Origin of the sequence: Clostridium pacaense, assembly GCF_020709765.2 — a bacterium.
GTDB lineage: Bacteria > Bacillota > Clostridia > Lachnospirales > Lachnospiraceae > Enterocloster > Enterocloster hominis.
In genome coordinates this window covers 1-18,192 of record NZ_JAJFEB020000024.1, presented here as the reverse complement: position 1 = coordinate 18,192, position 18,192 = coordinate 1, and the positions used below count along the sequence as shown (strand labels likewise).

The window sequence follows — 18,192 nt, the reverse complement described above, 5'->3', positions numbered from 1 at the left end:
TTTATGTTATTATGCAATGACCTCCGCGCATTCCTGGGCCTCAATGGCAACCTTCATGGTATCAAATATATGCTCCTGGGTGATGGCATGTTCGGTCCGGTTAAGACAGTCCCTTATCAGCTGCCCGAAAAACACGAATCCCACCTTCCCGGTGACCTGTTCCCGGTGCTCCTCCTTCCGGTCCACCCAGATGACATGGTCGCCTTCAGGGGAAGTTCCAGGGTCAATGTATTTGCGGATTTCAATGGTTCCCTCCGTGCCCATGATGAATACGCGCCCGTCCCCCCAGGCGCCAAGTCCATCCGGCGTGAACCAGTCCACCCTGAACCAGCAGGTGGCCCCGTTATCAGCCAGAAGGGTGGCTTCCCCAAAATCATAAAAATCCTTTTTATCCCGGTTTCCATAATTGGCAACCGCACTGTGAAGGACCCTGGCGGTTTTCGCACCGCAATAGGTCAGGAACTGCTCTATCTGATGGCTTCCCAAATCCGTGATGATCCCGCCATTTTCCTGCTTCTCAAAAAACCAGTCCGGCCGGACCAGCCGGTTCAGACGGTGGGGGGCCAGGATGGTTACCTGAAGCACCCGGCCTACCTTTCCCTGCCTGATCAGCTGCTCCGCAAAGACCGCGCCCTCCACATGGATGCGCTCCCCATAATACACCACATATTTTCTTCCCGTGTCCCTGCATGCCTGGCTGGCCTGGTCTATCTCTTCCATGGTCAGCATTCCGGGTTTATCCACAAAATAATCCTTATTGTGCCCCATGACCCGGATTCCCAGGCCGCACCGCTTTGAAGGGCGGATGGCGCTGGCAATCATCTGGATGTTTCCATCCTCCAGTATCTCATCCTCACCCGCTGCCACAACGGCCTGGGGATACCGTTTTACGAACTCCAGACATTTATCCGGGTCCGGGTCCCACACACAGGCCAGTTCGGCCCCTGCTTCCAGCAAACCGTTACAGATTGCATATATATGTCCATGATCCAATCCAATCACACCAAACCGGAACTCCCCCGGTGCGCACACCTTCTCAACAATTCCCTGTGATACGGGCGCATAATTCATTCCGTCTGATTTCTGCATCCTGCTTTCCATGATTACAGCGTACCGCCTACCTTTATTCCCGTGTCAGCATAATTTTCAACGCTCTTTTTCTTCTCATTGAACCTGACCGCCTTCTTAAGAAGCCCTTCCCGGGTATAGAAAGGATCTTTTGCACTCATGGGCAGCTTCACCCTGGTTCCCGTAAATGCAGACTGGTAAACGGCTGATATGAATTCCACGGTCTTGCGGCCCTCGGTCCCTCTGATTAACGGCTCCGTTCCCGTCTCTATGGCATGGATCATGTTCTCTATCTGTCCGCAATGCTCCGTGTAGCGCAGGACCTCCCCGCTGTCAAACACCTTCTCAAGGGCCTGCCTTGCTTCATTGTCATCCTCAGGATATCCGTTTTGCATCTGCCTGCTGACACTGACCTTGTGAGGGATCTCGATGGAGCCTTTTTCACCGTCAATAATGATTTTCTGCTCTTCCCCATGATGAAGAAGGGAGGCAACCATAAGGCCCACGGCCCCGTTCTTAAAGCGCAGGGTGCTCAGGGACACATCCTCCACCTCGCTGTTGTGATGGTTCTGGTTGGCAACCATGGCGGAAATCTCATCCAGGTCCCCCATGAGCCACAGGAACAGGTCGATGTGATGGACCGCATGGATGAAGGTACATCCGCCGCCCTCCTTTTCCCAGGTTCCCCTCCACCACAGGTCATAATAATTATCCCCCCTCCACCAGAGGGAATCCGCCTGGGCAAAGTAAAGCTGCCCCAGGGCACCGCTCTCAAGCATCTGCTTTGTTTTCATGATGTCCGGTTTAAAACGGTTCTGGGCCACCACTGACAGCTTTGCCCCGCCCTCCCCCGCAGCCCTTATCATGAGGTCGCATTCCTCCAGGGACGGCGCCATGGGCTTCTCACACAGCACATGCTTTCCCGCCTTCAGGAAATCCACCGTGACGCCGCAGTGGGCAGCCGGGGGCAGGCAGACGGATACCAGGTCCACATCCTCCCGGTCCAGCAGTTCCTTATAATCCGCCACCACATCACAGTCCAGCCCATACTTCTGTTTCTTTGCCTCTGCCTTGTCTGTAAATATATCCGCCAGCGCCACGATCCGGCAGCGTCCGGCCAGCTCCTTATATGCTTCTATATGTACATTGGCGATATCGCCCGCACCTAATATTGCTACTCCAACCATACTTACACCTGCTTTCTGTCTAGTCTGTTCCTTCAGGCCCGTGCTTTTTAAGTTCTATCCTGCGCCCTTCCCTGGCCGAACGGTATGCGCCGTAGATGATCCGCACCGTGTCATATGCCAGGGAAAAACCTGACTCAGGCTCCTCTTTCCTGCCCGCGGCGCACAGCAGGAAATCCCTCAGTTCCCCCACATATCCCCGTGCCATGTCCTCGCACAGGAAAATGCTCTGCCAGCCCTTTTTCGTCTCCACCTTTTCCGTAAAATACTGGCCGGACAGTTTTTCATCGTCCACATGATAGGTGGTCATCTGGTCGCTTGGCGCTATCCTGCACTGATACACGCCTCCGGTGGTATATACCTGGACTTCATTGCGCACCCCGCCAAGTATCATGTCCCCCGCCGTTATGAGGGCCTTTGTCCCGTCTTCAAAGGTGAGGATTACATTGGCCAGGTCCTCCACATCCTTTGGCCTGGCCTGGATGTACGTCAGCTCCTCCTCATTAAGGGTGGGCACGATGTAACCCATGTCCGCCATCACGCTCACGGCCCCTGCACCATTTTTATGTTCCAGCTGCTTCAGGTACAGGAGGGCGGACAAAGGATGGCAGCCCTGACGGATCAGGGAGCCGCCGCCGTTCATGCTCCACAGGGCGGCGTGGGCTGCATGGGAACCGCTGTGGGATTCCTCCCCTCTCATGAACAGGATATGTTCACCTGCTGCCCGGATAAGGGACGCGCTTTTCTGCACCGCCGGGGCGTATATGAAATTCTCGGCGTAAAAGAACTTCCTGCCGCTCTGTTCCACCACGCCGCGCAGATGTTTAAGCTGTTCCATGACCCGCCCGGCCATATCCGGCTCATCGCTGCTCCCGAACCATCCGGTCAGGGGCTTCTCACAGATTACATGACAGCCGGCCTTCATTGCGGCTTCAATCATGGAAGCGTGCAGGCTGGGAGGGCTGCATATATCCACAATATCCGGCCGCTCTTCCTCTATCATCCTCTCCATGCAGTGATACACGGACGGTATCCCATACTCCCTGGCAAATTCCCCCGCCCGTTCCGACGGGGAAGCAACTGCCGCCACCCAGGGTTCGATACCATATACCTGTCTGTACGCCTCCATGTGGAGGACGGCGGCGAACCCGCTTCCCACAAGGGCTATCTTAACCCTATCCATTGGCTTTTCTCTTCTTTAAACGGTCAAATACATGGAACTGGGAAAGAATCAGCACCACAATCGCAATCAGGAATATTACGCTGATTGGCCGCTGCAGCATGGGCATGAAGCTGCCCTCGCTGATTGTAAGCGCCCTTCTTAAGTTGGAATCCGTCATGCTGCCCAGGATGACCCCCAGAAGGAAGGGAGCTGCCGGGAACTCTGCCGCGGAAAGGAAGAATCCGATGATTCCGAACACGAACATTATCTTTACGTCGAACATGATATGGTTGATGACAAAGGAGCCAACCACGCACAGCACGTAAATGACAGGCATGAGGATTTCCTTCTTAACGCCCAGTATCTTAACGGAAAACTTGGAAACAACCTGCGCCAGAAGCCACATGGCCAGCGCTGCCAGGAACAGGTCCACACAGATCTGGTACAGGAACTCCGGGCTTTCATTCATAAGGAGGGGGCCTGGACGGTATCCGTGCATCATGAATGCTGCCAGCAGGACGGCTGCGGGAGCGCTTCCCGGGACCGCAAGGGACAGGATGGGTATGATGGCGCCGCCGATACACGCATTATTGCCTGCCTCTGCCGACACAACGCCTGCCGTCTCACCATCCCCAAAGGTTTCAGGATGCTTACTGGTGGACTTGGATGCCCAGTAGCTGAGCCAGCCGCCCACATCCTCGCCAACACCCGGGATGATTCCCACGCCCACGCCGATAAAGGAGGAACGGATCAGTTCAACAATATGGTTCTTTAATACGCCGAATCCCTCTTTCAGCTTAAACGGTGAGAACTCCAGCACATGTGTCTCCGTCTTTTTAAATGCCTTTATGATTTCAGGGAATCCGAACAGTCCGATCATGATTGGGATAAGCGCCAGGCCCGCCATGATATTTACATTGCCATATGAGAATCTTGGATACGCGTCCAGCTGGTCCAGTCCCACCTGTGCAACCAATAGCCCGATCACGCCGGATATCCAGCCCTTGACCGCATTGCCGTTGCTCGTCAGGTTTCCGCAGATGATGACGCCGAACAGGCTCAGCAGGAAGAACTCCCAGCTTCCAAACTGCAGGGAAACCTTGGTGAGAAGAGGGGTCAGGGTCAGCACGCAGATGACGCTGATCAGTGTGCCGATGCAGGAGGAAGTGGTCGCCAGGAAGATTGCCAGGCCGCCCTTGCCCCTGTTGGCCAGAGGGAACCCGTCCAGCGCCGTTGCAGCGCTTGCAGGTGTGCCGGGGATATTCAACAGCACGGCTGCCTGGCAGCCGCCTGAGATAGCCCCCACATACACGCCGATCAGCGATATGATGGCGCTGGTGGATGACAGGCTGTAAGTCAGCCCGGTCAGCAGCGCCACCGCCATGGTCGCGCTCAGTCCTGGGAGCATTCCCATAATCAGTCCGGCAAATGTGGAAAGGAGCAGGACCCCCATATTCATCGGTGTCAGCACAGCCCCGAATGCCTGCGCCAGATATTGTAAAGCCATAATCTTTCCCCTCCTTTATGGTAACGGCACTCTGAAGCATACCTGGAACAGGAAGATGACCAGTCCGGTAACCAGAACCGAGATAACCACGATTTTGACAATGGAACCCGCCTCCAGGAAATACATCAGAAGCAGCATGAACAAAAATGTAGCAAGCCAGAAAGGAAGCATTCCCAGAAGCACGAATGTATACAGTCCCATCAGCACCACCCCAACCAGCATGCGCATGGTGTTGGGATCCGCCTTCACCTTCCTGGACCAGTCCTTAATCTCCGCGGTCCTGGCCTGCATACCGCCTTCTTTCAGGCTCTCCGCAAACAGGACAATGGATAAAACCAGCAGGATGGTTCCCAGCATCAGCGGAATCAGGGCCGGTGAAAGATACAGCAGCTTTCCTGACTTCGTATATATGTTATATCCCTCAAAAAGCACGTACAGCGCCAAAATAAAAATCACGGCTGAAGACATAAAGTCCTTCATTTTCTTGTTGTTTTCCAAAATATCACCTCTCCTAATCCTGCCTGTCCCCTTACCAGGGCGCATTGCCAACATGCCCCATCACTCCGGAAGCGGAGACCCCAGGGGCCTGTTCATCAATCACATTCCCCAATCAGCGCCCCCGGCGTATTTACGCCGGGAGGCGCCAGGCACCCGCCCTAAGGTTTAACGGCTTATATCGAATTCTTCCGGTGAAATGGCAGCAACGCCGCAGTCATACAGCGTCCAGGTAACCGTGGATGCCAGCTTGTCAACATAAGCAGCCGCTTCCTGCCTGCCCATGCCATTTACGATAAATCCTTTTGTCTCACAGAATTTGAGGAAATCCTCACTCTTAAGCGCCTCGTCAAAGGCCTTGTCCAAGGCTTCCAGCACATAGTCCGGCTCGCCCTTTGGAACCGCGATACCAGTTGTCTCGCCCATGGGCAGCTTTGACTCCAGGCTTGGGACAAATTTAAGGATGGACGGAATCACGGTCCCGTTTTCCAGGGTGATATCTTCCGCTGTAAAGTTTGCAAGCGCCCTCATGTCCCCTGAAATAAACATATCCTGCATCTCAACCAACAGCTGGCTGGTGAAATCAACCTCGCCTGCAAGGGCTGCCGTGATTGCCTTTCCTCCGCCTTCGTAGGGAACATGCTTATATGTAAGGCCTGTCTCCGCACAGAGCACCTCAATGCCAAGATGTCCGCCGGAACCCATGCCTCCGGTTCCGTCCGTGATTGCATTGGGATTTGCTTCCATTGCATCCAGAAGCTCCTGGGCTGTCTGGTAAGGCGAATCCTTGCGCACGGCCAGTACATTAGGGGTAAATGTAGCCAGATAGAAATCCCAGTCCTTCTGTGTGGTTTCCGTGTATCCCAGGACCGGCATCGCCGTAAGGGCCAGCATACCGTTTGCCAGGATATTATAGCCGTCCTTCTCAGCCTTCTGTACGGTCAGGGATCCCACTGAACCGCCGGAACCAGGCGTATTGGTAACCACGATATTGGTCCCCATGCTCTTGCCCATGGCGTCCGCCAGCGCGCGTCCCGTAAGATCCGTTGATCCGCCCGGATTCCACGGCACAACCATGTTGATATCACGTGATGGATATTTATCCGTCTTATTACCCACCTGCTGATAGATGACACCTGCTGCCAAAGCAACTACCACAATTCCCGCTACCGCCATAAGAGACTTTTTGTTTTTCATTTCTTTCCTCCTTGAATATTAAGAGACTTATTTTATACAAAGCCCTCCCTTTGGGATGGCCTGTGTTCCTGTAAGTAAACGATTGCCTATGGACTATATGGCCAAAGCTGCCCTGGCCCTTGCCAGCATACCTGCCTCCCATTCAGATATTCCTTAACAACTTTTTATCGGCAAACGTTTGCCTATTGCCCAGAAAGAATCGTCTGCCATGCTACAGCTGACAAACGGAATCCCCTTCTTTTAATGTTGCCTCCTGCACCTTCTGGTAAGGTGCAATGGGCTGGTCATTGTTAATGATATCAAACAGCACCTCGGCTGCCATGATTCCCATCCCGGTACCATTCAGGTCCACACAGGTAAAATGATTATTACCGGTCTGTACCCAGTCCGGCGCGCCTATGATCAGTACGGACAGATCCTGTCCGACCCTGATTCCCTTCCTGGACAGGAAGTCCACGCCTCCCCGGGCCTGTATGTTATAAGCGTAAAGCACTGCCGTAATCTCAGGGTGCTCTGCCAGCGCCCTGGCGGTCAGTTCCTCACCGCTTTCCTCTGTAAATTCACCGTTATATACAATCTGTTCCTCACCCGTAACCCCATATTCCCCAAGAATGGTACGGTATGCCTGTTCCCTTCGCTCCAGTCCGCCAAAATCAGCCTTCCACCCAATGAATGCAATGTGGCGGTGCCCTCTCTTTAACAGATACTCCGCAGCCATATAGGTACTCTCATAGTTCTGGGCCGACACCAGGAAATAGTCCTCGCTGATATTCAGCAGACGGTCAACCACGACCATGGGCACGCCAATCTTGCGTATCTGCCGTGTATTCTTGCCACCGTCCTTGCTGGGGGTGATGATGTACCCATCCACCCGCTGGCCCTGCATCCTCTTGATGATCTCCAGTTCACGCTGTGGGTCATCGAATGTATTGCAGATGGAAAGGATATATCCGTAGCGGTCAGCCACCCTCTCCACCCCCAGTACCAGCTCCGTAAACATCTGGTTGGCAAACTGTGGGACCAGGACAGCTATGATCTTGCGCTTCTTCCCCTTCAGGCTGCTGGCCGCGCTGCTCTTGACATAATTCAGTTCCTTTGCCGCTGCCTCAACCCTGCGCCGCATGTCCTCGCTTACATACCGCTTTGTTGAACCATTCAGGATATAGGATACCGTTGCCGCTGTCGTTCCCGCCCTCTCCGCCACATCCTTGAGCGTAGCATATTGTCCTTCCATATAGTACCCTCTTTCGTTACCATCCGTTATCGGCAAACGTTTGCTTGTGATAAATTTATCATACCATAGTTGAACAAGACCGTCAATATCTACATTTTGTCCAAATATAGGCAATACGTTTTGTCCATACTGCACAAACAAGAACACTCCCGCATCCTGTCAAAAAGGCCTGCCTCACATTCCCTGTAAAGCAGGCCCATCCTTGTACCACGATTTTTCCTGTATCCCTGTATCCTTACCGTACAGCCGCCAGCTGTTCCAGCTGTGCCTTCAATGCTGCAATCTCCTCCCCATACTCCAGAAGCAGCCTGTCCTTTTCCTCCAGAATACGGTCCTTCTCCTCCAGTATCCGCTTCTGCTCCTCCACAATACGCTGTACCATGCTGCGGTCCATCATGGATTCAATGATATCCCTCAGCTCATCCACGGTCTCCCCGGGAGTCTTGCCCTCCTCGTCAATGGTGATGTCCGCATACTTCTCATAATAGGGCACCCGTTCATTGTAAAGGTCGCGCAGGGTAAATCCCGGCTTTAACGCCACGCCGCGGTCCACCACGTTGCCGATGCGCTTTTCCATCTCCTCGTAGCTCATCTTAAGATAAACCACCTCGCTGATTTCCTTCAAATGGTTCATGGCCGCCTCGCCGTAGATCACGCTGCCGCCCGGAGCGATGACGGAAAGCTGCACATCCAGTCCTGCATTGACGCGCTCCTCCACCTTCAGGAACCCGTCCATGCCTTCCTCTGCAATGATTTCCTTCAGCAGCCTTCCTTCCTTTTCCTGAATCACAATATCCACATCCACAAAGGAAAATCCCAGCCTCTTGGCCAGCAGCACGCCCACGGTGCTCTTGCCGGATGAAGGCATTCCAATCATGGTAATATTCGGTTTCACTGTCGTATCCTCCTGGTCTGTCGTCTTACTGGACTATTTTATTCCGTATCCTTCTTATTCTGCGTCATGACTGTTCTAAACCATTCCGGTCTGCAAACTATCCCTTTTTCGGACCATTCCTTTTTGGATTCCTGGTTTTCGAGGTCTTCCCCTCCGATGCCGCGGGGCGTCTCTTCTTAATATTCTTCTTCACCGAATATCCAAAGCTGCCCAGCTTTTTCCCCAGTTCAAAATACTCGCCGTGGGAATAGCACACAAGGCCGGAGGCGTTCAGGTTGAACTTGCCCCTGTCGTCCATATACTGGTTGTCAATGGTCACGCCCACCACCTCTGCGATGAACATATCGTGGCTTCCCAGTTCCTTTACTTCCTTCACCTTACACTCAATATTAACCGGGCTTTCCTCAATCCCGGGCGCTTTCACGTTACGGGATTCCTGGACCGTAAGCCGTGTCTCGGCAAACTTATCCACATCACGGCCCGACCTGACGCCGCAGTAATCCGTTGCCCGCACCAGCCTTTTATTCACCAGGTTGATGACAAACTCCCCTGTATCCTTGATGATATCATGGGAAAACCGTTCTTTGCGCACGGAAATGGACACCTGCGCCGGGTCGGAACAGATGGTGCCCGCCCATGCCACCGTTATGATGTTGGGGGTCTCTCCGGGCCGTCCGCAGCTGATCATCACCGCAGGCACGGGATACAGCATATTGCCTGGCTTCCAGTATTCTTTTGACATATTTTCTCTCCTAATCCTGTTCCGCCAGCATCAGCTCCGGAATCAACTGCTTTTTACGTGATACAACTCCCGGAAGGTTCAGGACCGGTTCCTCCTGGTCCTTGGCTTCTTCTATATCCAGATGGAAGGCCTTGGCCGCCAGCTGGACCGCTCCCTGTCCCTGGCATATCAGGTCCGTGGACTCGGTCAGTATATTGGTCAGCATGAAGAAGGTCATGTCCAGCCCGCTGCCCTCATGGGCCTTATCCATGAATGCAATCATCCTGCCCCTCAGGTGCTGCAGCTCCTCGCCGTTCAGGGACGTGATCTGTCCCACGCCGATCAGCACCTTTCCGGCTGTAAAGCGCTTGAAATCCTGATAGAAGATTTCCTCATCCGACTTATCCTTAAGGTCGCTGCCTGCCCCGAACATTTCCATGGCGTACTTCTCAATGTCAAGCCCTGCCATCTTGGCTAAGGCCCTGGCCGCCATCTCATCCACCGGCGTACAGGTTGGCGAACGGAACAGCAGGGTATCCGACACAATGGCGCTGCACAAAAGCCCTGCAATGGCCTTATCAATCTTAACCCCGGATTCCTGGTACATCTGATAGATGATCGTGGCCGTGCAGCCCAGGGGCTGGTTGCGGAAAAATACCGGTGACATGGTCTGGACCGTGCCCAGCCTGTGATGGTCGATGATTTCCTGGATTTCCGCACTTTCAATGCCTGCCACTGCCTGGTTCTTCTCATTGTGGTCCACCAGGATTACCTGCTTGCCTCTTGCGCCCAGCAGGTTCCGGCGTGAAATCATTCCCAGGTATCTTCCCTCCTTATCAAGGATAGGGAAGTCCCTGTGCCTCTTGCTGGCCATGACCTCGCGGATCTCGTCCGTATAGTCATCGCTGTTAAATGTAATCAGATGCTCCCTTGTCATGAAGTAGCTGATAGGCATGCTCTGGTTAATCAGACGGGCAGCCGTGTATGTGTCATAGGTGGTGGCAATCACGGTGCAGCCCCTGTCCTGGGCAATCTTCTTGATGGTCATGGACACCCCTGCCCCTTCGCACACAATGATGCAGGCAGCCCCCATCTCGATGGCGCACAGCTGTGACTCATACCGGTTGCCCAGTATGACCAGGTCGTGGGGTTCAATGTAAAACTCCATCAGATCCGGATTGGCCGCGGCAATCAGCACCTTTCCCTTATCAAAATAAACATCCGCATCCCCCACCAGCAGATCTGCCTCCAATGTCTCGATGATATTGGAATACTGTGTATTGGCCTTTGAAAGGATACTGCTGTCATAGATATTCATGTATGTCTTTGTGATGTCGCCCACGGTAATCAGGCCTTCCAGGGTCCCGTCCGGCCTTACGGACGGAATGGTCACGACATTATTCTCCTGCATGATCTTCCATGCCTTTTTCAGGGAAATGTTGTCCGCCACACCTTTGGTCTTGCGGATTTCAATATCCTTGACCTGGGTCCTCACATCCTCCACCAGCTTTGGCTCCTCCAGCCCAAAGTAGTTAAGCACGAACTGTGTCTCCCCGTTCACATGCCCGGCCCTTGCCGGAACATACTCATCCCCTGTCAGGGCGCGCTTCAGATTGGCATAGCAGATAGCCGAGCAGATGGAGTCCGTATCCGGATTCCTGTGCCCGATTACCATTGTCTTTCTTTTCAATTCCTGTTCCATTCTCTCTCCCTCAATTCCCTGCAGCCGCGGCTGCCAGTGGCGGTATGGTCCATGGCAGTTTATGGCAGGCAGTCTATGGTACTATGGTAATTTGTAATCTTTCATAATCTGTTTACATGGGATTCACATTTCGTTCATATTTATTTTTTATACTAATTTCATAAGAACTTGATATGTTCCAACAGGTTTAATGGTAAAATTGCACATAGATTTTTCATAATTGCCCCGGTTGTTGTTTAACCGGGGTCTCCTCATGTCATGGGGTGCCATATGGCATGGACTCCCCCTCATGTTCACGATTCTTCCCGCCATTTCAGTATATCAAACCAGATTTCTTTTTTCAACCAGAATATAGGCCGGGATACGCCATGGTGTATCCATTTTGCATGGATATGGATATCCATTGTCAAAAGCAGAGGGGTGCAACTTCCGTCACACTCCCTCTGCCCATGGATTTCATCTGCCCCCGCATCCCAGCCGACGGAAAGCAATTTTCAAACACGCCCTACAGCTTATACTCCGCGTCACACTCAAACACCGGAAGCGCCGCGCCGCCTGACACCTTGCCGCCCTTTGCCCCGCTGCTGTCCGTGTGATACAGGACCCCGCCGTCCAGGCGGTACTTATATGTCCCGTCCACCTTATAAGCCTTCTCATTGGTCTGTATCTTACCCGCGGTATTCACCAGATACACCTTGCCGTCCACCTTAAAGGCCTGGTAGTCCGTGCCTTCCTTTGCAGTCACAAGAAGCCCGTTATAGTAAAGGAACCCGTCCTTTTCCCCGCTAAGCCCGGCCCCCTTGCCTGAACCGGACGCGTTGAAATAAAACGTATGCTTTTCCCCGGAACCGTCCGCAATCCCGTCAATCCGGCCGGTGCGCATCTTCCCGTCAGAATCCCTGCTTCCGAAATATCCGGTCAGGACCGTGTCACCGGCCGTTACCTTCACAAGCCCGTTCTGCCTGCATCCATACTGGTCAAAGAAATAACCTTCCCCATTAATCTTCGTAATGGCCCCGTTCATGGTCCTTGCCGTGGTCTTAAGATATGCCGGGACGCCGTCATTTTCAAAATAATACCACGCCTTATCCCCTTCCTGCGGCCCTTTGTAGGAATCCAGCCTGTTAAGCACGCCCTTATCCTCAGAATCCCCCGGATGACTGGACAGTTCCTTCCACTGCCCCTTTACCAGATACCCGTCGTCCGGTCCGCCCAGGTACACAAAACGGCTGATTCCCACCGCATCGCCTGACTGTGGGGACGCCTTGACCGCGTGCCAGCCCGTAAGCATGACGCCATTTTCATCAAAATAGTACTTCTTCCCGTCAATGGATGCATCCTTAAAGTCCTTGGAATCCGCCCGTTTGGCCCTGCCGTTGGACTGGAAGTAAAACCACTTCCCATCCTCGCCCGCAGTCGTGTATTCCCTGGATACCGCGCCTTCCTGGGGCAGCTTATCCTCATCGAATTCCAGGCACTTCCAGCCCCTTGCCATGGCGCCGTTATCACCCAGGTAATAAATGTTGTTGCCTTCATAGTACCAGCCCGTGCGGAGCTTTCCGTCGCTGTCAAAGCAGTACCTGCCGTCCTCTATGTTCTTCCAGCCGTCCTCCTCTGCCTTACCGTCCTTGCCGAGGTAATACCAGCCCTCCTCCTTAAGTCCGTCCTTACCGTCGGCGTGGATCCAGGTATTCCTGACCATGGCGCCGCTGTCATCCACATAATAGGTATTGGCAATCCAGGTGCCCTTCTCTATAATTCCTTCACTTCCCAGATAATAGGACTTTCCATCCCTTGTCTTCCAGTCATTGACAGCGTAATTACCCTTGCTGTCCTTGTATCTCCAGTCCCCGTCTTCTTTTACCCAGCCGCTTTCGGACTTCTTCACGCCTGCTGCAACGGTTCCGTCCACAGGCCCTCTTTCCTTTGGTTCGGCCTTTGTAACCCCTTCGGTAACGGTGTCATATGCCGGGCCTTTGCCCGCAGCTTCCTCTCCCATGGCTGTCCCGGCTGCTGCCGATGCCATCCACAGTCCTGCCGTCACTGCCCATATCACTCTTTTTGCGGTCATACAATCCACCTCCTTATAGATTTCATTTTACCAGAAACCGGAACAAAATAACAGGAAGACAAAGGGGAAAATTACATAAGAATTCATTAATTTTTATAATTACCCCTGTTCCGGCTGGTGCTTTTGGCATGTAAGCCATCTCCGGTAGGTCAGGTCAATGAGGAACGCCCCCAGGGGCGCCGTGATCAGGATTGCAAGCACTGCCACTGTCAGCACGATATTCCCGCAGGCCAGCCCCATGGACAGGGGCACGCCCCCGATGGCTGCCTGGACCGTGGCCTTGGGCATATACGCCGCCATGCAGAACATCCGCTCCTTAAGGCTGAGACGGGTCCCCAGAAGGCAGCACATGACGCCTGCCATCCGGAATACCAGCGCTCCCAGTATAAGCAGGATGGAGGCAGCCCCGGCTGACACGGCATAATGAATGTCCACCGTTGCCCCAACCAGGACGAACAGCAGGATTTCCGCGCCCACCCAGAGCTTGTTAAACTTTAAGGAAAGCCGCCCAGCCACTGTCTCACGCTGCTTCTGAAGGGTAATCCCCATGCACATGACAGAGATAAGGGAGGAAAATGTAAATGTCCCCTTCAGCGCATCCTCAAGGCTCACCAGTACAAAGGAGATGCACAGCAGGATGATGACCTTGGCCGTATCCCGGATATGGACCCATCTGAAATACAGGGCCAGGAGCGCCCCTGCCCCGCATCCGGCCAGGATACCCGCCAGGATGGACCATGGTATCTGCACAAAACTTACAGGCGAAACACTTCCCCCCTGTGCCAGCCCTGTAAACGCCGAGAACAGGACAATCACAAACACGTCGTCCACCGACGCCCCTGCCAGTATCAGCTGTGGGATGCTGTTATCCGTACCATACCCTTCTTCCATGAGCATTATCATCTTTGGCACAATGACGGCCGGGGATACGGCTGCAACCACAGCGCCCATGACAGCGGCCTCCAGCACGGTAATCCCCAGCAGCCTGGGCGCCAGGACCAGCATGCCCAGGATTTCAAAACAGGCCGGCACAAAGCACATAAGGATGGCCGGCCTGCCCACCCGCTTCAGATCATCCACATCCAGGGACAGACCTGCCCGCATCAGTATGATAATAAGCGCAATCCTGCGCAGCTCCGCTGAAATCCCAAGTATGGAGCCGTCAATAAGATCCAGCACATAAGGCCCCAGCAGGATTCCTGTGGCAATCATTCCTGCAAGGCCCGGCAGCCGCAGCCTCCTGCACGCCCAGCCCGCAGCCATCCCCACCATTAACATGTACGCAATACTTAAAAGCATATCCCATTCCTCCTGAAAGCGCAAAAAAAGCCGATGGTTCCTGCGTGAAATCACACAGAAGTCATCAGCTTAAATAAGCGGTTTTAGTATGACACTAAGGGAGAACCTCATTCCCCTGTAAACAATCTCTACTATATCCTATTGGGAATCAGTTGTCAATCCATAATTCTTACTTTCTGACAGTAGAAAAAATATGGATTAAGTGCTAGAATGGGGTAAAATCCAACTGTATTCCCATCGGAAAGGAGTAAGACCATGCACCCATCCCCCATCACCATCCGCACCGCCTCTGTCAGCGACGCACCTGCCCTTCTCTCCATCTATGCCCCCTATGTTGAAAGGACAGCCATAACATTCGAATATACGGTTCCCACCCTGGAAGACTTCAGAAGCCGCATCTCCCGCACACTGGCCCGGTACCCCTATCTTGTGGCTGAATGCAGCGGGATTGCCATGGGTTATGCCTATGCATCCGCATTCCACCCACGGGCCGCCTATGACTGGTCCGCGGAGGTTTCCATCTACGTATCAGAGGACGCCAGGGGAACCGGAATCGGTACCCGGCTGTACGGCGCCCTGGAAGATATATTGAAGCAGCAGAATATCATCAATGTCAATGCCTGTATTGCCTACCCCAACCCGGGCAGCATTTCCTTCCACGAGAAGCTGGGCTACCGGACAGTCGGTCATTTTACAAAGTGCGGATATAAGCTGGGAAAATGGTGGGATATGATCTGGATGGAAAAAATGCTTGGGGACCATCCCGATGTTCCCGGCAGATTAATCCCTTATCCTGAATTAGGAAATGGATGCATTCCATCCTGAACTCCAGCCGCCGGATTCATGCAAAGGCAGTCCGGCCGTATGTCTGCGAAGGAAATATCCCGTCCATCAGTCTGAGCCGGAAGTCCCCAGCCTGCCATATATCCTTGCCATACGCCTGCATTTTCCTATCAGCGTCTCATCCAGATCCCCGGAGCGCATCCTCCATCTCCAGTTCTTACCCAGTGTCGACGGCTCATTGGTCCGGGACTCCGTTCCCGTGCCCAGGTAATCCTGTACCGGAATCACGGCCAGCCGGGCCACGCTGGCAAGCGCAAGCCGGATGAAATCCCAGTGTATCTCCTCCTCAGGCGTATACCGGTTTCCTATGTACTCCCTTGCAAATGCCTTATCCCTGTCATTCATGGATGCAAACCACCCTGCCAGGGTATCATTGTCATGGGTTCCCGTATAAACCACACAGTTCTCACCGTATTTATGGGGGAGATAGGCGCTGTCCTCTGTATCGTCAAAGGCAAACTCCAGCACCTTCATGCCTGGGAACCCGGTGTCCCTTACCAGCTTCAGGACAGTGGGGGTAAGGAATCCCAGGTCCTCTGCAATGATAGGCAGGTCCTGACCGCCAAACCGCTGCTGCATGGTCTCGAATATGCCGATTCCCGGCCCCTTCTCCCAGTGCCCGTATTCCGCTGTCTTATCCCCATAAGGAATGGAATAATATTCATCAAAACCACGGAAATGGTCCACCCGCACCACGTCATAGAGATGGAAACTGTAAGCCATGCGGTCCATCCACCACCTGTACCGGGTCTCTTTGTGGTATTCCCAGTCATAAAGGGGATTCCCCCACAGCTGTCCCGTGGCTGAGAATCCATCAGGCGGGCATCCGGCCACCGCCACCGGCATATTATCCGCATCAAACTGGAACAGCTCCGGATGGGACCAGCTGTCCGCGCCGTCGAATGCAACATAGATCGGGATATCCCCTATGATCCGGATTCCCTGCCCATTGGCATACCGCTTCAGGCTGCCCCACTGCTCCTCAAACTTAATCTGCTGGAATTCATAGAAACCGATCTCGTCTGACAGCATTTCCCGGTAAGCAGCCACTGCCTCCGGTTTCCTGAGGCGGATATCCTCATCCCACAGGTTCCAGCTCTTAGAACCAAAAAAGTTCTTAACCGCCATATAAAAACAGTATTCCCTGGTCTCATCGCCCAGGGTTTCGGCTGCAGGTCCATGGACTGCAGGTTCATGGACTGCGTCTGCCAGCCCGTTTTTCCATCTCTCATACGCCTTCCTGAGAAGCGGGAACCTGCCGTCATACAGTTTTCCATAATCAATGTCCCTGTCATCACTTCCAAAATCCACTGCCTGGCATTCCTCTTCTGTCAGCAGGCCTTCCTCTGTCAGCTTCTCCAAATCAATGAAATATGGATTCCCTGCAAAGGCCGAAAAGGACTGGTAAGGCGAATCCCCAAAACCGGTAGGTCCCAAAGGCAGGATCTGCCAGTACTGCTGTCCTGCCGCCTTTAATTTATCAATAAAATCATACGCTTCCTTTGAAAATGCCCCGATACCATACCGCGAAGGCAGGCTGGCAATCGGAAGCAGCATTCCACATTCCCGCATCCCATTCATCTCCTTTATTCCAATCCTGGTTGAATCCGGTCCAACCCACTGGAAAATGCCGCTTAATTGTATCACAGTTTCCTCCCAGATACAAGACCACGGCAGACCAGCCATACGCAGCGGCCGGACGCACAGCTGACGGAAAGCAATTTTCAAACACGCTCTAGTCCGCATCCCCATCTTTCCTGTACTCCCCCGGCGTCCCATGATACTTTTTACGGAACAGGCGGTTAAAATAGGAAATATTATCAAAACCGCACTTCTGTGCAACATCGGTCACTGGCAGCGATGTGGTGCGCAGGAATCCCGCTGCTTTTTCTAGCCTGAAATCATTAAGGTATTGTGTAAAAGGCATTCCCATATACCGCTTAAAGTACTTCATGAAATGGGAATTGCTGTAAAAGCACAGGGCTGCTCCATCCTCCACGGTAATCCGCTCGCCATAATGTTCTTCAATATATCCCAGGAGCAGCTTCATCTTTTCCCTGGATTTACTGGGGCGCTCCCCGTTAGCAGGAAGGCTTTCCGCCGCCAGAAGGCACAGAAGTGAGAACAGTTCTCCCTTAACCCCCAGTTGGTAGCCATACGGCTTATCCCTGCACAATACATCCAGATGCCTGATGCATTCCGACAGATATATATAATTCCCCATGCCCGCCTTCATATGGACCGGGCTTTTAATCCGGCCCTCGGACAAGGGAAAGAGGAACTCTGCCGTGCACACATCCTCATCAGCCGTCATGAGCATGGAGGGACGGAATATGATATTCTCATACTCCATTGTCTCCCCGCCTGTCTGGCTGATTCCATGAAGCTGCCCCGGAAATACAGCAACCGCATCCCCCATCCCCACCTCATAGGGAACCATATCCACCGTAACCAGACCCCGTCCCTTTTTAACGGATATAATCTCCATCTCCTCATGCCAATGGACCGGAACCAGCTTAAAATCAAAAGGTATGGAACAGGGATAGATATTAAAAGGGAAATCCCTTCCCGCATGTTCCTTAATCTCATGGTAATCATAATAATGCAGACTTACATGCCCATCCAACCGGATAATCCCTCCCTGTCCTTTTATTTTGATAGTATTGTACTATATATAGACATAATTATGCAAGATTTTCTTATCATATAACACTATAATACAGACAAACGTACTAGAGCCTGTTTGAAAATTCATTCCCGCCATCTGCACGCCCCACTTCGCGGTATATTTGGCCCCGATTCAGTCAGCGTAGC

16 protein-coding genes, 1 pseudogene and 1 riboswitch are annotated in these 18,192 nt (G+C 53.1%); of the genes and pseudogenes, 2 read left to right on the top strand and 15 right to left on the bottom strand.

All coding sequences use genetic code 11. The annotated features are described in order from the left end of the window. Positions 1–9: 9 nt before the first annotated feature. The 12 genes and pseudogenes from LK536_RS54440 to LK536_RS54385 form a co-directional block, all read right to left on the bottom strand. Positions 10–1,101 (bottom strand): Gfo/Idh/MocA family protein, encoded by a 1,092-nt coding sequence (locus tag LK536_RS54440; protein ID WP_227795763.1) that lies wholly within the window; start codon positions 1,099–1,101, stop codon positions 10–12. 2 nt (positions 1,102–1,103) lie between these two features. Beyond that, positions 1,104–2,255, bottom strand: coding sequence for a Gfo/Idh/MocA family protein (locus LK536_RS54435; protein ID WP_227795764.1), 1,152 nt, complete (start codon positions 2,253–2,255; stop codon positions 1,104–1,106). A 19-nt stretch (positions 2,256–2,274) separates the two neighbouring features. Continuing rightward, complete coding sequence (locus LK536_RS54430; protein ID WP_227795765.1) at positions 2,275–3,435, bottom strand: Gfo/Idh/MocA family protein; 1,161 nt, start codon at positions 3,433–3,435, stop codon at positions 2,275–2,277. Further along, the gene (locus LK536_RS54425) at positions 3,428–4,921 is read right to left on the bottom strand and encodes a tripartite tricarboxylate transporter permease (RefSeq protein ID WP_227795766.1); all 1,494 of its coding nucleotides are present in this window, start codon (positions 4,919–4,921) and stop codon (positions 3,428–3,430) included. Before LK536_RS54425 ends, LK536_RS54430 begins: the two co-directional genes overlap by 8 nt. A gap of 15 nt (positions 4,922–4,936) precedes the next feature. Beyond that, positions 4,937–5,419 (bottom strand): tripartite tricarboxylate transporter TctB family protein, encoded by a 483-nt coding sequence (locus LK536_RS54420; protein ID WP_008719674.1) that lies wholly within the window; start codon positions 5,417–5,419, stop codon positions 4,937–4,939. Between the two features lie 165 nt (positions 5,420–5,584). Then, the gene (locus tag LK536_RS54415; protein ID WP_120055310.1) at positions 5,585–6,613 is read right to left on the bottom strand and encodes a tripartite tricarboxylate transporter substrate binding protein; all 1,029 of its coding nucleotides are present in this window, start codon (positions 6,611–6,613) and stop codon (positions 5,585–5,587) included. Positions 6,614–6,824: 211 nt separating this feature from the next. Next, positions 6,825–7,847 (bottom strand): LacI family DNA-binding transcriptional regulator, encoded by a 1,023-nt coding sequence (locus LK536_RS54410; protein ID WP_227795767.1) that lies wholly within the window; start codon positions 7,845–7,847, stop codon positions 6,825–6,827. Between the two features lie 391 nt (positions 7,848–8,238). After that, a pseudogene (locus LK536_RS54405) lies at positions 8,239–8,724 on the bottom strand (shikimate kinase); the annotation flags it as partial. Between the two features lie 115 nt (positions 8,725–8,839). Beyond that, positions 8,840–9,484: a flavin reductase family protein gene (locus LK536_RS54400; RefSeq protein ID WP_227795768.1), complete on the bottom strand. Its 645-nt coding sequence runs from the start codon at positions 9,482–9,484 to the stop codon at positions 8,840–8,842. 10 nt (positions 9,485–9,494) lie between these two features. Then, the gene (locus LK536_RS54395; protein WP_040380217.1) at positions 9,495–11,165 is read right to left on the bottom strand and encodes a putative manganese-dependent inorganic diphosphatase; all 1,671 of its coding nucleotides are present in this window, start codon (positions 11,163–11,165) and stop codon (positions 9,495–9,497) included. 505 nt (positions 11,166–11,670) lie between these two features. Next, the gene (locus tag LK536_RS54390; RefSeq protein WP_227795769.1) at positions 11,671–13,236 is read right to left on the bottom strand and encodes an N-acetylmuramoyl-L-alanine amidase family protein; all 1,566 of its coding nucleotides are present in this window, start codon (positions 13,234–13,236) and stop codon (positions 11,671–11,673) included. 99 nt (positions 13,237–13,335) lie between these two features. Continuing rightward, the gene (locus LK536_RS54385; protein ID WP_227795770.1) at positions 13,336–14,535 is read right to left on the bottom strand and encodes a cation:proton antiporter; all 1,200 of its coding nucleotides are present in this window, start codon (positions 14,533–14,535) and stop codon (positions 13,336–13,338) included. 48 nt (positions 14,536–14,583) lie between these two features. Further along, a riboswitch (Fluoride riboswitch) is annotated at positions 14,584–14,659 on the bottom strand. A gap of 131 nt (positions 14,660–14,790) precedes the next feature. Here LK536_RS54385 and LK536_RS54380 point away from each other — a divergent pair. After that, entirely contained in the window at positions 14,791–15,360 is a 570-nt protein-coding gene (locus LK536_RS54380; protein WP_120055308.1) for a GNAT family N-acetyltransferase, read from the top strand. 66 nt (positions 15,361–15,426) lie between these two features. On the opposite strand, the gene malQ is transcribed toward LK536_RS54380, so the two are convergent. The 3 genes from malQ to LK536_RS54365 all read right to left on the bottom strand — a co-directional run bounded on the left by malQ (position 15,427) and on the right by LK536_RS54365 (position 18,142). Beyond that, complete coding sequence (gene malQ / locus LK536_RS54375) at positions 15,427–16,950, bottom strand: 4-alpha-glucanotransferase (protein WP_227795879.1); 1,524 nt, start codon at positions 16,948–16,950, stop codon at positions 15,427–15,429. 163 nt (positions 16,951–17,113) lie between these two features. After that, positions 17,114–18,004 carry a helix-turn-helix transcriptional regulator gene (locus LK536_RS54370; protein ID WP_008719693.1) on the bottom strand — a complete coding sequence of 297 codons (891 nt, stop codon included), beginning with the start codon at positions 18,002–18,004 and terminating at the stop codon, positions 17,114–17,116. 42 nt (positions 18,005–18,046) lie between these two features. Then, complete coding sequence (locus LK536_RS54365; protein ID WP_506092242.1) at positions 18,047–18,142, bottom strand: hypothetical protein; 96 nt, start codon at positions 18,140–18,142, stop codon at positions 18,047–18,049. On the opposite strand from LK536_RS54365, the gene LK536_RS54360 reads away from it, so the two are divergent. Next, a partial coding sequence (locus LK536_RS54360; protein WP_506092247.1) for a DUF6783 domain-containing protein occupies positions 18,122–18,192 on the top strand: 71 nt, incomplete at its 3' end. The genes LK536_RS54365 and LK536_RS54360 overlap by 21 nt on opposite strands.

Coding starts and splice junctions, on each gene's coding strand:
- LK536_RS54440 (WP_227795763.1), bottom strand. CDS start 1,101: ATGGAAAGCAGGATGCAGAAATCAGACGGAATGAATTATGCGCCCGTA.
- LK536_RS54435 (WP_227795764.1), bottom strand. CDS start 2,255: ATGGTTGGAGTAGCAATATTAGGTGCGGGCGATATCGCCAATGTACAT.
- LK536_RS54430 (WP_227795765.1), bottom strand. CDS start 3,435: ATGGATAGGGTTAAGATAGCCCTTGTGGGAAGCGGGTTCGCCGCCGTC.
- LK536_RS54425 (WP_227795766.1), bottom strand. CDS start 4,921: ATGGCTTTACAATATCTGGCGCAGGCATTCGGGGCTGTGCTGACACCG.
- LK536_RS54415 (WP_120055310.1), bottom strand. CDS start 6,613: ATGAAAAACAAAAAGTCTCTTATGGCGGTAGCGGGAATTGTGGTAGTT.
- LK536_RS54410 (WP_227795767.1), bottom strand. CDS start 7,847: ATGGAAGGACAATATGCTACGCTCAAGGATGTGGCGGAGAGGGCGGGA.
- LK536_RS54400 (WP_227795768.1), bottom strand. CDS start 9,484: ATGTCAAAAGAATACTGGAAGCCAGGCAATATGCTGTATCCCGTGCCT.
- LK536_RS54395 (WP_040380217.1), bottom strand. CDS start 11,165: ATGGAACAGGAATTGAAAAGAAAGACAATGGTAATCGGGCACAGGAAT.
- LK536_RS54390 (WP_227795769.1), bottom strand. CDS start 13,236: ATGACCGCAAAAAGAGTGATATGGGCAGTGACGGCAGGACTGTGGATG.
- LK536_RS54385 (WP_227795770.1), bottom strand. CDS start 14,535: ATGCTTTTAAGTATTGCGTACATGTTAATGGTGGGGATGGCTGCGGGC.
- LK536_RS54380 (WP_120055308.1), top strand. CDS start 14,791: ATGCACCCATCCCCCATCACCATCCGCACCGCCTCTGTCAGCGACGCA.
- malQ (WP_227795879.1), bottom strand. CDS start 16,950: ATGCGGGAATGTGGAATGCTGCTTCCGATTGCCAGCCTGCCTTCGCGG.
- LK536_RS54365 (WP_506092242.1), bottom strand. CDS start 18,142: ATGGCGGGAATGAATTTTCAAACAGGCTCTAGTACGTTTGTCTGTATT.